This is a genomic window from Salinisphaera sp. (assembly GCF_035690525.1).
Taxonomy (GTDB): Bacteria; Pseudomonadota; Gammaproteobacteria; order Nevskiales; family Salinisphaeraceae; genus Salinisphaera.
This window is the reverse complement of the sequence record NZ_DASSKM010000128.1, coordinates 1-14,490: the sequence shown is the minus strand read 5'-3', so window position 1 is coordinate 14,490 and position 14,490 is coordinate 1. Positions and strand designations below refer to the sequence as shown.

The 14,490-nt window shown below is 63.5% G+C and carries 12 protein-coding genes; 5 read left to right on the top strand and 7 right to left on the bottom strand.

What is annotated here, in order from left to right; all coding sequences use genetic code 11:
- Together hrpA and VFJ08_RS09630 are read left to right on the top strand one after the other, a co-directional pair.
- The coding region (gene hrpA / locus VFJ08_RS09635) for an ATP-dependent RNA helicase HrpA (protein ID WP_324996988.1) at window positions 1-3,781 on the top strand (3,781 nt) is incomplete at its 5' end.
- Between the two features lie 393 nt (window positions 3,782-4,174).
- Entirely contained in the window at window positions 4,175-4,705 is a 531-nt protein-coding gene (locus VFJ08_RS09630; protein ID WP_324996987.1) for an invasion associated locus B family protein, read from the top strand.
- Between the two features lie 55 nt (window positions 4,706-4,760).
- Here the strand turns inward: VFJ08_RS09630 and VFJ08_RS09625 are convergent, their stop codons facing one another.
- Both VFJ08_RS09625 and VFJ08_RS09620 read right to left on the bottom strand, forming a co-directional pair.
- Window positions 4,761-5,339, bottom strand: a complete 579-nt coding sequence (locus VFJ08_RS09625) for an ACP phosphodiesterase (protein WP_324996986.1) — start codon at window positions 5,337-5,339, stop codon at window positions 4,761-4,763.
- A 27-nt stretch (window positions 5,340-5,366) separates the two neighbouring features.
- Window positions 5,367-5,981: a carbonic anhydrase gene (locus VFJ08_RS09620; RefSeq protein ID WP_324996985.1), complete on the bottom strand. Its 615-nt coding sequence runs from the start codon at window positions 5,979-5,981 to the stop codon at window positions 5,367-5,369.
- 196 nt (window positions 5,982-6,177) lie between these two features.
- On the opposite strand from VFJ08_RS09620, the gene VFJ08_RS09615 reads away from it, so the two are divergent.
- Entirely contained in the window at window positions 6,178-7,896 is a 1,719-nt protein-coding gene (locus VFJ08_RS09615; RefSeq protein WP_324996984.1) for an alkaline phosphatase family protein, read from the top strand.
- Window positions 7,897-8,024: 128 nt separating this feature from the next.
- A complete protein-coding gene (locus VFJ08_RS09610; protein WP_324996983.1) occupies window positions 8,025-9,623 on the top strand; it encodes a multicopper oxidase in 1,599 nt (532 codons plus the stop codon).
- A 67-nt stretch (window positions 9,624-9,690) separates the two neighbouring features.
- On the opposite strand, the gene VFJ08_RS09605 is transcribed toward VFJ08_RS09610, so the two are convergent.
- Both VFJ08_RS09605 and VFJ08_RS09600 read right to left on the bottom strand, forming a co-directional pair.
- Complete coding sequence (locus VFJ08_RS09605; protein WP_324996982.1) at window positions 9,691-10,275, bottom strand: acetate uptake transporter; 585 nt, start codon at window positions 10,273-10,275, stop codon at window positions 9,691-9,693.
- A 589-nt stretch (window positions 10,276-10,864) separates the two neighbouring features.
- Complete coding sequence (locus tag VFJ08_RS09600) at window positions 10,865-11,167, bottom strand: putative quinol monooxygenase (RefSeq protein WP_324996981.1); 303 nt, start codon at window positions 11,165-11,167, stop codon at window positions 10,865-10,867.
- A 144-nt stretch (window positions 11,168-11,311) separates the two neighbouring features.
- On the opposite strand from VFJ08_RS09600, the gene VFJ08_RS09595 reads away from it, so the two are divergent.
- Window positions 11,312-12,496 (top strand): iron-containing alcohol dehydrogenase, encoded by a 1,185-nt coding sequence (locus VFJ08_RS09595; RefSeq protein WP_324996980.1) that lies wholly within the window; start codon window positions 11,312-11,314, stop codon window positions 12,494-12,496.
- A 28-nt stretch (window positions 12,497-12,524) separates the two neighbouring features.
- Here VFJ08_RS09595 and VFJ08_RS09590 read toward each other — a convergent pair whose 3' ends face one another.
- From VFJ08_RS09590 to pnuC, 3 genes are all read right to left on the bottom strand, one after another.
- Entirely contained in the window at window positions 12,525-12,914 is a 390-nt protein-coding gene (locus VFJ08_RS09590; RefSeq protein ID WP_324996979.1) for a DUF4168 domain-containing protein, read from the bottom strand.
- Between the two features lie 186 nt (window positions 12,915-13,100).
- The gene (locus VFJ08_RS09585) at window positions 13,101-13,658 is read right to left on the bottom strand and encodes an ATP-binding protein (protein ID WP_324996978.1); all 558 of its coding nucleotides are present in this window, start codon (window positions 13,656-13,658) and stop codon (window positions 13,101-13,103) included.
- Window positions 13,655-14,263: a nicotinamide riboside transporter PnuC gene (pnuC, locus tag VFJ08_RS09580; RefSeq protein ID WP_324996977.1), complete on the bottom strand. Its 609-nt coding sequence runs from the start codon at window positions 14,261-14,263 to the stop codon at window positions 13,655-13,657. Before pnuC ends, VFJ08_RS09585 begins: the two co-directional genes overlap by 4 nt.
- Window positions 14,264-14,490: the final 227 nt, after the last annotated feature.

Genomic DNA, 14,490 nt, shown 5'->3' with positions numbered 1-14,490 from the left:
GCTTGCCGATGGTCTGCCGGTCACCGCGCGCGCCGACGATATCCGCGCGGCAGTCGAGTCGCATCAGGTGGTGATCGTCTGCGGCGAGACCGGTTCCGGCAAGACCACGCAATTGCCCAAGCTGTTGCTGGCCGCCGGCATCGGCGATCGCGGGCTGATCGGACATACCCAGCCGCGACGGCTGGCCGCGCGCAGCGTCGGGCAGCGCGTGGCCGAGGAGACCGGCACCGAATTCGGCGGTCTGATCGGGTTCCAAACCCGGTTCGAGAACAAACTATCCGATGCCACCCAGGTCAAGCTGATGACCGACGGCATCCTGTTAGCCGAGACCGCGCGCGACCGGTTTCTGAACAAGTACGAGGCCATCGTCATCGACGAGGCCCACGAACGCACGCTCAACGTCGACTTCCTGCTCGGCTACCTCAAGCGCATTCTGCCCGAACGGCCGGATCTCAAGCTCATCGTGACCTCGGCGACGATCGATCCGGAGCGCTTCGCGGAGTTTTTCGACGGCGCGCCGATCCTCAACGTCGAGGGGCGCGGCTATCCGGTCGAGGTACGCTATCGCCCGCCAATCGACGCCGAAACCCGTAATGCCCGCGACTGGCCGGAGGCGATCGAGGATGCCGTGCGCGAGCTCTGGCGCCCGGGCGGGGGCAACAGTCCGGGCGATATCCTGGTGTTCCTGCCGGGCGAGCGCGATATCCGGGATACCGAGCGGCATTTGTCCAAGGCATTCGCCGGCGACAAGTTCGATGCCGAGATCGTGCCGCTGTATGCCCGGCTGACACGCTCGGCTCAGAACCGGATCTTCTCGGCCTCCAACGGCCGCCGCGTGGTGCTCGTGACCAACGTGGCCGAGACCTCGCTCACCGTGCCCGGCATTCGCTACGTAGTGGACACGGGCCTGGCGCGCATCAGCCGTTATTCCACCGCGGCCAAGGTCCAGCGGCTGCCGATCGAGCGGATATCGAAAGCGAGCTGCAATCAGCGCGCCGGGCGCTGTGGGCGGCTTGCGCCCGGTATCTGTATCCGGCTGTTCGACGAGGCCGACTACGAGGCCCGGCCCGACTTTACCGAGCCGGAAATCCGGCGCACTAATCTGGCCAACGTGCTGCTGACCATGGCCGATCTGAAGCTCGGCGCGATCGAGGATTTTCCGTTCATCGACCCGCCCGAGCGCCGCTATATCAACGACGGACGCAATCTGCTGGCCCAGCTCGAAGCGCTCGCCGACGGCCGCATCACCAAGCTCGGCCGGCAGCTCGCGCGGCTGCCGCTGGACCCGCGTATCGGGCGCATGCTGATCGCCGGCCACCAATTCGGTGTCGCGGGCGCGATGCGCGTGCTCGCTGCCGGGCTGACCATCCAGGACCCGCGTGACCGCCCGGCCGGCATGCGCGAAGCCGCCGACGAGGCCCAGAAGCCGTTCGTCGACAACCGCTCGGATTTCATCAGCCTGCTGCGGCTGTGGGACGGCTTCGCCGAGGCGCGGCGTGAGTTGTCGGGCAGCAAGCTGCGCGCCTGGTGCAAGAACCGGTTCGTGAATTTCATGCGCATGCGCGAATGGGAGGATCTGGCGCGCCAACTGCGCCGGATTGGCCACGATATCGGCCTGAACAGCGATCCGGCGCACGGGCGGCTGGCTGATGTCGATCCGGTGGCGTTGCATCAGGCGTTGCTGCCCGGGCTGCTCGATCATATCGGCCAGCTCGACGAGCCGGCCGACGGCAAACCGAAGAGGAAGGGCGCCGATTATCTGGGCGCGCGCGGGCGCAAGTTTCGTATCTTCCCGGGCTCGGGACTGGCCAAACGGCAACCGAAATGGATCGTGGCCGGCGAGCTGATCGAGACCAGCGCGCTGTTCGCGCACACCGTCGCCGGCGTCGACCCGAAGTGGATCGAGGCCGCGGCGGCGCATCTGGTCACCCGCGAGCGTTACGACCCGCACTGGGAAAAACGCCGCGGACAGGTGGTCGCGCGCGAACGGGTCAAGCTGTTCGGCCTGACCCTGGCGGATGGGCGCAAGGTCGATTTCGGCCGCATCGATCCGGTGTTGGCGCGCGAAATCTTCATTCGCGACGGCCTGGTGGCCTTTGCCGTGGCCGACCGGCGCGGGCGGCTGCCGGAATTCTTGGCCGCCAATCAGGCCGTGGTCGAGCGGATCCAGAACCGCGAAGCCCGTTTTCGCCGCCGCGATCTGCTGGTCGATGAAACGACGCAGGCCGCCTTCTACGATGCCCGACTGCCCGAGAGCGTTTACGACCGCAAAACGCTCGATCGGTGGCTGAAAAAAAATGATGCCGCCGTTCTTTGTTTCGACGAGGACCAGCTGCTGCGCTCGGCCGGTGTCGAGACGGAAGAGGGCGCCTACCCGGAATCGATGACGCTGGGCGACCTGCCGGTCAAGCTCGACTATGCCTTCGAGCCGGGCCGGGCCGAAGACGGCGTGACCGCCCATGTTCCGCTGGCCGCGCTCAACCAGATGCCGGGCGAGCGCGCCGATTGGCTGGTGCCGGGTCTGATCGAGGAAAAATTCCGCGAATATCTCAAGGCGCTGCCGAAGAACCTGCGCAAGCGCGTGGTGCCGGTGCCGGATTTCGCGCGCGCGGCGGCAAAGCGCGTCGAATTCGGCGCGGGCGATCCCGAAGCGGCGTTGCGAGACGCCGCCTACGAAATGATCGGGCTACGGATTCCCGACGACGCGTGGACAGGTTTCACGCCGAGCGATCATCTGCGCATGCGGTTCGAGATCGTCGACGACGCCGGCCATACGCTCGCCACCGGCCGCGATCTGGCGGGACTCCGAGACGAACTCGGCGAGCACGCCCGCGCGGCGGTGTCCCGATCGGCCGATCATGCCATGCGCCGCACGGGCTTGACCGAGTGGCCGGCCGACGTCGCGCTGGATGTGCCGGTGACGCTTGCGCATGCCGGCGTGCGGGTCAACGCGCACCCGGTGTTGATCGATCGGATCGGCCATGTGGATCTTGAATTGCTGGACGACCCGGATGAAGCCGTGCGCGTTCATCGCCGGGGCGTCATCCGGCTCGTTCGGCTGGCCGTCACCCGGCCGACGCGCTTGATCAAACGCGATCTGCCCCATCTCAAGCGGCACGCGGTGGTCAAGCTCGCCGAGCCGCCGCCGGCCGCCGGCGTTGATCCGGATCGGATCGCCGCGATCGCGGCCGACCCGGAGTCGCCGCTGGTGGCTGATCTACTCACCGCGCTGATCGACAAGCGGCTCGGCGCGACGCCGCTGACCCGAGCCGGGTTCGATGCGGCGCTCGAGACGGTGCGTTCGCATATCATGGCCGATGCGGTGGCGCTTTGGGACGCGCTCGAACCGGCGCTCGACGCGCTGGCGGACGTGCGCAAGCGGCTGTCGAAAAATATCGGGCTCGACTGGATGGCGTCGATCGACGATATCAACGACCAACTCGCGCACTTGGTTTATATCGGATTCGTCGGCGCTGCCGATGACCCGACCGCGCGGGCCCGGGATCTGGCGCGCTATCTGAAAGGTGTGGCGATACGTCTCGACAAGCTGGCCGCCGACGGCGCGGCGGCGGACAAGGCGCGGTTGCGTGAGATTACGCCGTACTGGCAAGCCTATAAGGACAAGGCCGCCAAGGCAATGCGGCGCGGCACATGGTCGCGCGAGCTCGACCTGCTGCGTTGGATGGTCGAGGAGTTCCGGATTCAGGTCTTCGCCCAGCAACTCGGCACCGCGATCAAGGTCTCCGCCAAGCGTCTGGACGCTCAACTCGACGCCTGTTGACCGGTTGGCGCAGCTTATGGGCGGCAAATCAAATATCTTTCGACCACGCGGTATGAAACCGCGCGGTCGACCAAAGGGAAGAGCTAACGTCTCTCCCCTTTGGAAACCCCATTGCTAAGGTGTCCGCGGCAAGCCGCGGGGTATGGGTGAATCAAGGAAGACCGGCTTCTTCGCTGCCGCTGCCGACGGTCCGTTACGAATTACGATTGCAGCGCGGCACCATGGCAACTACAGTTTCGCGCTGGCCTTAATCGCGGGTGTGATTGCGGTTTGCGCCATGCTCGGGCGAGAATCGCGGGGCATTTGAATTTACCGTGTCGGCGTCCTGCTGGGCACCGGGCCTGCGGAGCGCGATATCGTGGTCCGTCTTGAATTACATGAAGGGGATAATATATGTCCAGAGCTTTCCGGTTTTCCGCCGCGCTGCTGTGCGCGGCCAGCCTGTTCGGCGGCGTTGGAGTGGCCGCGGCCCAAAATTCGTCGGACTCGTCCGCCCAGGACAACGTCAAGATCACGCATTACGAAGACTGGGAAGTTCGTTGTCCGAAGTCCGGGGACCAAAACCAGTGCGAGATGACCCAGCTGGTCGAGAGCCCGCAGTCGGGCAAGCCGATCATGCGCGTGGTCATGGGCTACCCGCCGCAGATCGACAGCGCGGCCATGATCTTCATTCTGCCGCTGGGTACACGCTTGGCCCCGGGCGTTCAACTCAGCGTGGATGGCGATCAGGCGCGCCGTTTTCCGTTTCAAATCTGCCTGGCCCAGGGTTGCCGCGCCGATTTTCCGATTGAGGACTCGTTGTTGAACAAGCTCAAGCACGGCCAGACCGCGCAGGTCACGATCATCGGCCCGAAAGGCGACCAGATCGACCTGAAGGTGTCGCTGTCGGGCTTCACCGCCGCGAACGACGCCATCGCGCAGTAACGCAGGCCGATCTACGGCTTTTGGGGCGCCGATCGTCTGCCCGATCGGCGCTTTTTTATGCCCGCGTACGGCTCAGCATTTCGGCTTCGAGGCGCGTCAGCAGGCGCGGCAGGCGTTCGACAAAGCCGGGATATTCGGCCAACAGTGCGGGCAGGGCGGCGGCCAGCGGATTGCGCCGTGTGGCGCGGCGGCCGACCGCGGTGAGCGCGCGCTCGATGCCGCGCGCATCGGCGTAGCCGGACAGCATGCCGGCGAAACCTTGGACATCGGGCGGGCCGGCCGGGGCATCATTCGGCCATTCGGCCGCGACGCGCGCGGCGATTCGTCGTGCGAAAACAGCAAACGGTTCGGCGCTGTAATCGGGCCAACGCCGCGCCAGGGCATGATCAAAGCCGATATCGACGATGATGCCGGCATAGCGGCGAAGCGGGCTGCGGAATCGCTCGCGTAGCTCGCGATGGGCCGGGTGAGCATCGCTGGTGGAATCGATCGCGCGGTGCAGGCGGATGCCCTCGTCGGTACGCGCATCGAAACGCGGCGCGTCGATCCGGCCCTTGACGATATCGCCGAGAATCTGGCCAGCCGCCGAGGTGTCGGTGCGTTCGGCCAGCCACAGATGAGCCAGCAGGTTCATGGCGTCGGGCGCGGCGGGCGCCCCGTATCATTCGCTGAAGAAATCCACCGCTCCGGTTTCGACCGAGTATTCGGCGCCTACAATCTTCAGACCGTCGGTTTCGATGAGGTTTTCGAGAACCGCCGAACTGTGGCGAAGCTGGTCCACGGATTTCTCGACATTGGCCCGCACGGCGGCCGCGGCGAGCGCGCTATGGTCGTGGCGCAGTTCGGTATCGAGCAATGCATCCACCGCCGGGCGAACCTGATCGACGATCGAGCGCAGATTCGGCGACTGTAGCTCAGTGGGCTGTTGCAGTTGATCGACGGTAGCCTTGACCGCGCCGCATTGGGTATGCCCCAGCACCACGACCAGGCGCGTACCGAACATTTCGGCCGCGTATTCGATGCTGCCGGTCAGCGACGGGGCGACGATATTGCCGGCGACACGGATCACGAACAAATCCCCCAGCCCTTGATTGAACACGATCTCGGCCGGCACGCGCGAGTCCGAGCATCCCAGGATGACGGCGAACGGTTGTTGTTGCTGAATCAGTTCGGCGGAGGCGCCGAGCCCGGCCAACGTATCGGAATCGGCGATATGGTTGACGAAATCTTGATTGCCTTGCTTCAGGCGGGCCAGGGCATCGTCGGCAGACAGCATATAAACAAACTTCGGTTGTGCATATTGATCGCCGGTTATTATGCCACGGCTGCCGACATTTTCCGCGCTCGGCGATGCGTCGAATGGGTTACGACGACAATCTGCTGATGCTGGGCCGTATACCACCAAAGTGGAGGCCTGCTACAAGATTTATCTTGATATTGTCAACGGATAGACATAAAAACCGGGAGTTCTCATGACCTATCTCAAATGGGCGACCGTGGCAATCGCCGGCTCACTGGTTGTTATGGCGGGGGGATGTGACGACGACGCCAATGTGAGTTTGTCCGATGGCGGATCAAATGACTCCGGTACTAGTACGCCGATCGAGCATTTGGTCGTGATTTTTCCGGAAAATGTTTCCTTCGACCATTATTTTGGCACCTATCCGAACGCGGCCAATCCGAGCGGCGAACCGAAGTTCATCGCCGCGGCCGATACACCCGAAGATATTGATAACTACACGCAGGAGCTGCTGAACAACAATCCGAATCTGAATCCAGCCAACGGCGACGGCGCCACGAATCCGTTCCGTCTGGATCGTAGCCAAGCGCTGACCGCCGATCAGCATCACGATTACGAGCCCGAGCAGCTGGCGTTCAACGACGGCGCCATGGACCTGTTCCCGAAATCCGTCGGTCACGGCGGCCCGCCGCCGGATGTGGCGCAAACGAAAGCGACCCAAAATACCGGGTTGGTGATGGGCTACTACGACGGCAACACCGTGACCGCGTTATGGAACTATGCTCAGCAATATGCCATGAGCGATAACTCGTACGGCACGAATTTCGGGCCGTCCACGCCGGGCGCGATCAACCTGATCTCCGGCCAGACCAACGGCATCGTCGAGATGATTCCGGCCGATTCCACCTCCGGCTACATACCGGACGGTAACGGCGGCAAAACGCTCATTAGCGACCCGGATCCGATCGGGGATGTCTGCTCGGGCAACAAACAGGTCCGGATGGGCGGCCCGAATATCGGCGATATGCTGAACAACGCCGGGGTGACCTGGGGCTGGTTCGAGGGCGGCTTCGATCTGACCGTAATCAACGAAAACGGCACTACCGGCTGTGAGCGCAGCCATCATACCCGCGTCACCGCCACTGGCACCAAAAACAACGCCCCTGTGACTTCAGCTGATTATATCCCGCACCATGAGCCGTTCCAGTACTACGCCTCGACCGCCAATCCGGAGCACAAGCGGCCGAGCAATATCGCCTCGATCGGCCATACCTACAAGATCGACGACGAGGGGAACAAGACCGATATCAAGGATCCGGCCAATCATCAGTATGATAGCCACGACTTCTTCGATGCGGTCAAGGCGGGCAATTTCCCGGCGGTGAGTTTTCTCAAGGCCCCGGCCTACGAAGACGGCCACGCCGGCTACTCCGATCCGATCGACGAGCAGCATTTCATCGTCAAAGTGATCAATTTTCTCCAGCGCCAGCCGGCCTGGAAACACACCGCCGTCATCATCGCCTACGACGACTCGGACGGCTGGTACGACCATCGCTACAGCCCGAACGTGAACCCTTCGTCCAGCATGCAAGACGCGCTCAACGGCGCCGGTACTTGCGAGTCGGGCGGTAAAGGCTCGCAACAGCGCAGTGTGCCGCTGGACGGGATCGACGGCAAGCCGGCCCAGGGCCGTTGTGGTTACGGGCCGCGTCTGCCGCTGCTGGTGATCTCGCCGTGGGCCAAGCACAACTTCGTCGATCACACGCTGACCGACCAGACCTCGATCATGCGCTTCATCGAAGATAATTGGCTCGACGGCAAGCGCCTGGGCCAGGGTTCCTTCGACAAGCTGGCCGGCTCGCTGGAAAACATGTTCGACTTCGACGCGCCCAGCCCGCCGAACGCCGACATACTGCTGCTCGATCCGGACACGGGCCTGCCGCAGAGTTGAGCCCGGGCGCCGGCTCCATGGGGCCGGCGCCGCAACCGCCCCGATTCGATTCGGCGCCCAACGGTTTGCCGACGGGCGCCTTTTACCGCTTTGTATGACGCGCAATCACAACGCGCCGAGGCTCGACGATGATCTTATCGCGACGACATTTTCTACGCCTGGGCACCGCCGCAGGCGCGACCGCCGCCGGTCTCGGGCTGCCGATGCCGGGTGAGGCCGGCGAACAGACCGCGCGGCAGGCCCTGTCGATGAATCCGCGTACCCTGACCCCGTTCGTCGATCCGCTGCCGATTCCGCCCAAGGCTGCGCCGACACAGTGGCGGGGCCAGGACGGACGACGCATACCGCATTATCGGGTCGTCATGAACGAGGCCGAGGTGAAGGTGCATCGCGACATGCAGCCGACGCGGATGTGGACCTACGACGGCAGTCACCCCGGGCCTACGTTCGACACGATCTCCGGCCAACCGTTGTCGGTGGAGTGGTTGAACGACCTGCCATCCCGGCATTTCCTGCCGGTGGACTATACGGTTTGTGGAATGGAACCCGGCGCGCAGGGCGTTCGCAATATCGTGCATCTACACGGCGGCCGTACGCCGGCGGAAAGCGACGGTTATCCGGAGGATTGGTATCCGCCGGGCCGATCGAAGGTCGCGCATTATCCAAACGGACAGGACGCGACCACGCTCTGGTATCACGATCACGCCATGGGCGTGGCGCGACTCAACCACTATGCCGGCATGATGGGCGCGTTTCTGATCCGCGACGAGGTCGAAACCGCCCTCGGGCTGCCCGACGGCGACCAGGAAATCCCGCTGATCATCTGCGATCGCCGTTTCAGTCCGGAGGGTCAGCTCTACTATCCGACCTCGGGCATACCGGGCCATCCGTGGATCTCGGAGTTTCGCGGCAACGCCATCATGATCAACGGCAAGCTCTATCCGTATCTGGACATCGAGCCGCGCCAGTATCGCTTCCGGCTGATCAACGGCTCGAATCAGCGCTTCCTGCGGCTGGCGCTGTCCGGCAAGCGCGTCTTTCATCAAATTGGCAGCGATCAAGGCCTGCTGCCGGCGCCGGTCGCCATGAAGGAGCTGCTGTTAGCGCCGGCCGAGCGGGCCGATATTGTCGTCGATTTTTCGGACTGGCCGCGCCAGGAATTGACGCTGACCAACGACTCCCGCCATGTCATGCAGTTCCGCGTGGGCGGCGGACGGGCGCGGAGCAGCGCCAATATGCCGGCGTCGCTGCGGCCGGTGGCGCGGATTCCCGAATCGCGGGCCGTGCGTCAACGTTATCTTACGCTCAACGATTACATGCGCCCGACCGGCGCTTCGATGCTCATGCTGCTCAACGGTACGCGCTGGTATGCGGAGCCGACCGAGGACCCCGAGTTGGGCAGCACCGAGATATGGCATCTGGTGAATTTGACCAATGACACGCACCCGATCCACCTGCATCTGGTGCGCTTTCAGGTGCTTGACCGCCGGCCGATCGATGTATTCCGCTACCAGAATGACAACACGGTGCGTTTCCTAGGCGAAGCGCAACCGCCGGCGGCCAACGAGATGGGCTGGAAGGACGTGATTCAGGCGCATCCGGGAACCGTGACGCGCATCATCGTGCCGTTCGAGGGCTATCCCGGACGCTACGTCTGGCATTGCCATATTTGGGAGCATGCCGCGAACGAGATGATGCGCCCTTATGTAGTGCGGCCACGAGTTTAGGCGCCGTGCCAAGCGACGGCGAAGCCGGAAAGACCGGCGCCGTCGCCCGGCATCTTTTAAGCGCGTTTCAGCCGGGAGCACCGAGCGGAATCACGACACGCCCGAAAGTGGCGTTGGTCACTTCTCCGAAGCTGGTATACATCGCCAGGCCGCCGCACAGAATACCGATATAGCCGCCCAGCGTGCTGATTGCGGCAAAGCCGATCGCATCCCCGATACCCAGCAAAAAGTACGTGATCCAGAGCGTGAGAAACACCAGCCACAGCGCACGGTTCAACCGAAACGTGGCGATCCACATATAGAATGTGAACACGCCCCAGAGAATCAGCGCGACGCCGATGGTGGGGCCCGCCTGGCTGACATCGATGATGCCGTTACCGGAGAGCATCAGCAGAATCGCGAACCACCACCAGAACGCCCCGTAACTCAGAAACGCCACCATGCCGAAGGTATTGCCGGTCCGGAATTCCATGACGCCGGCGATCAGCTGGATCAACCCGCCGTACGTGAGCGCCAGCGGAATCACGACCGATTCGCCGCCGCCCGGCAGCGCGTGCGCGTTGACCAGACTAAGCAGTACCGTGGTCATGCCGAAACCGACCAGGCCCAGCGGGGCGGGATTGGCCGGCTGGGTGATTGCATCATCGGCCATGGTCGTCTCCTTTTTTCGAATAATAGTCGGAGTGTCGAAGCGTATCAGGGCTGGGCGAAATCCAGAATGCCGACTTTGGTTGCACGCAATGAAAATTTAAAGCCAGTGCGGGCTCGGTATCCGCGCCAAAAGTATGGATTTAAGGACGTCGCGAGCGACGGCGCAGGTTCAGCGCCATACTTTGCGCAATTTGTACGGATTCCACGAACGAAGGAATTTTCGATCGAGGTGTTGGCGGTGGGCCTGCTCCCGCCGAAATCCCCGTGGTGTCAACATCTGCAGCCGGGCGCGGCCTATCGAGTAGTGTCTGATTCGATAGGCTAATTTGCCAAGAAGAGCCGGTGTCGCTAATACTGGGCAGCGGACGATTGGATTTCGGTCTATATCGTCTGTAATCCTGGCATCGTATTTACTTCTAGCCAGGCTGCAACGCGTGCTGGCGGCGTGCGGCGTTTAGCGCCCAGAGGGCTGAACGGCTGCCAGTGGGTGGTTTGTGACGTGCTGGCGGCTTCCTGTCCCGGAAGCCGCCTTTTTTTATGCCTGGCGCCATATCGATTTCCTTACGAAACCCGGCCAGGCTGGGCTCAACTCAGGCCGTGAAGAAGAACCGCACGACCGGCTCGGACGCCAGCAATGGCGCGGTATCATCCTTGAACGGCTGATAGTGCGGCATACGGGTATGGGTATCGAAGGCGGCACGATCGGTATAGGCCTCGTGCAGGACCACGACGTTGTCGGCGTCGTCGGGCACGAGCACGTCGAACTGATGGCAGTCGTCCTCATTGGCCAGCGACTGGCGCGCGTCCTCGTGCGCGTGTTCGAGAAAAGCCTGGCGTTGACCGGGCTTGAGCGCGAATTCGGCGATGACGATGAAACCGGGCTGAGCACTCATGGATGTTTCCTTGACGATGATGACGCGAAGCGTCGGAATAAAACGCGAACCGGAGACGAGCGCCTTGACCCGTCTGTGGGTGGCGCCTACAACGGATAAAACCGGTCCGGTCGCGATCAGACGCTCATGATGGAGGAGCCCGACATGTCCCACAACATTCTCATGCCGCGGATTATGGAGATCGGCGGCGGAGCGCTGGCGCGGCTGCCCGGGGTATTGGCGGCGCTCGACGTGGCGTGTCCGCTGATCGTCACCGATCGCATGATGATGGAACTGGGATATGTCGAACGCGCGGCCGCGCTGCTGCGCGAGGCCGGCATGGGATGGGGCATATTCGCCGATACCGTGCCCGAACCCACCGAACGCTCGATCATGGCCGGGGTCGAGGTCATGAAGCGGGGCCTGGAAGACGGTCGATCCTACGATGCCGTCATCGCGATTGGCGGCGGCAGCTCGATCGATTCGGCCAAGGCGATCGGAGTGCTGGCGCATTTCGGCGGCGCGATCCGCGACTATCGGTTTCCGAAACAAGCCGAGCGCGCCGGGCTGCCCGTGATCGCCGTGCCGACAACCGCGGGGACCGGTTCCGAGTGCACCCGTTTCACCGTCGTCACCGACGATACGGGGGATGAAAAGATGTTGTGCGCCGGCATCGGTTTCATGCCCACAGCCGCGATCGTGGATTACGAACTGAGCCTGTCGGTGCCCGCACGCGTAACCGCGGATACCGGGATCGACGCGCTCACGCATGCGATCGAAGCCTATGTCAGCCGCAAGGCGAACCCGTTTTCCGACCGACAGGCACTGGCGGCGATGGACCTTATCGGCCCCAACTTGCGTACCGTCTACCACCAGCCGGGCAACCGGCCGGCCCGCGAGGCGATGATGCTCGGTGCGAGTCTGGCCGGGCTGGCGTTTTCGAGCGCTTCGGTTGCCCTGGTGCATGGCATGAGCCGGCCGATCGGCGCCTTCTTCCATGTGCCGCACGGTTTGTCGAACGCCATGCTCCTACCCGCAATCACACGCTATTCGCTAGGCTCGGCCAAGGCCCGCTACGCCACCTGCGCGCGGACGATCGGGGCGGCGAATCCAGCCAATACCGATGCCGCCGCGGTGCGCCTGCTGATGCGTGAATTGAACGCGCTCAACGCGGATCTGGAAGTGCCTTCGCCGGCGGATTACGGCATCCGGCGCGACCGGTGGCGGGGCACCCTGGCCACAATGGCCGAGCAAGCCCTGGCTTCAGGCTCGCCGGGCAACAACCCGCGCGTGCCGAGCGCCGCCGACATTGTCGACCTCTACGAAACGGTGTGGTGGCAGACCGCGTAGCCCTGGATGATCCCGCCGGGCGGTCTCATCATCGCGGCGTCATGAACGACTGGATCCGCTGGGTCAACTCGGGGTCTTGCTGGGCCTGCTGAACGATGTTGTTGTACTGTTGCGGCGTCAGCCCGCTGGCCTTCACGGCCTTGACCATGGCCTTGTTCTCTTTCTTTCGGACGGCCTGCTTGTCGCTGACATCGGCGTCGGCGACCCGGCTGTCCCATTTCTTGATCACGGTCTGAACGTTGGCCTGCGCCTTGACGAACTGCCTGAGTTGCTTGTCGGTGTACCGATCGGCCGGTTGCGTCTTCGGGCTGTCGCCGGCTCCCGGATCGTCGCTGTCGGCCGCAAACACGGGCAACGAAAATACGCTGGCGGCGGCCAGCACCAGCGCGATGACCGCGCGGATTTTGATCGACTGCATGCGCACTCCTGTCACAGAAAGTAATACCGGAATGAACGTACGTAAGTCTGCACGAACGAAACCACCCGGAAAAAAGCCGGCCACCGCCGTCCGACCGAATCGCTTGGAAGATCACGATAATCGGGTTTGACCCCGGATGAATCGGCCCAGCGTGCAGCAGCCGTTGCGCAAGAGCGATCATAACGCTTATCTTCCGTGGCTCCGAGGCGGCGCGACACGGGTCGCGTGCCGGATGGCCGAAATCGCCGTATTCAAGCGCTGAGGCAGCGGGCCGCGAATATCGACGAAAGGCAGATCGCGTTCAACCAGTGCGCCGCGCCAGATACGACGGCAGCGCTCGCGCTCGGCGGGCGCGGGAAAACAGCGCTGGCCGTCGTCGACAAAATCGATATCGGTATCGCAGAGCAGGTACAACGCATAATGCCGGGATCGCCGCTCGGCCGCCGCGCGCACCCAGGCCGGGCACTGCCCGGGAAAGAGCAGGTCCGCCCATAGCGTATTGGTGATCAATTCCGTATCGCAGACAACGAGTTGCCCGGCGCGCGCCGCGGCCCGGGCTTCGTTGTCGATCTGGCCGCGGGCGATGGTCGCCAGATCCTCGACACGGATATCGCCGTCGCGCCGGTGCCAGAACGACCGGACATATTCCTCGGCCCAAGGCGCGGCAAAGACATCGGCCAGCCGCCGGGCGAGGGTGGTCTTGCCGGTCGACTCGGTGCCGAACAGGGCGACGCGAATCGTCACGCCGGCGCATCCCGCCGATAACTGGCCAACCAGGCCCGCAAGCCGACGAACGAGAGCACCAGATAAAGGCTGTACAGGATCACGAACCAGTACAGGCCGATCGCCACATATACTGCCAGCCCCGCGATATTGACCACGACCCAGCCGCCCCAGGCCTCGATTTTCTTGTGCGCCTCGAGCCACTGGGAGATGATGCCGAAGGCGGCGATGAACGCATCGCGCCACGGCATGGGATCGCCGACACGATCCAAAAGCGCGCCCCAGGTCACGGTGGCCATGAGGCCGAGCGCGATCAGCCCGCCGAGCCGACGCCAGCCGAGTCGCGATACCGGCAGCCGGTCGCGCCAGCCATCGGGATGCGTCCAGCACCACCAGCCGTAAGCCAGCGCAACGAAATACACCCCCTGTAGCGACATATCGGCATAAAGCCGCTGGCCGGCGAATACGATCGCGGTGAGCACCACCTGCACCAACCCGGTCGGAAAATTCCAGAGGCTCTGTCTCGTGGCCAGCCACACGCCGAGCAGGCCGAGCACGGTGGCGGCCTGCTCGATCCAGGGCGCGGCGACGAAGCCGTGCCAAATGGCATCGAGAACACCGCTCATGACAGGCGGATCAAGAACAACTGTGGATACGGCATGGCCATTCCTACGCCGGCATGAACCGGATCAGGTTCGGGCCTGTTGCTGCTTCACACGACGCCGCGCCGGCGGCCATTTTGGTGCAAGACAAGGCGCAGCGGGTGTACGGTAGTCATTCTACCGTAGCGCGCTGCAACGCTGGATTGCGCCAAAATGGCCCCGGCCCTTCGGGTTGCGGCCCCAAATCGCGC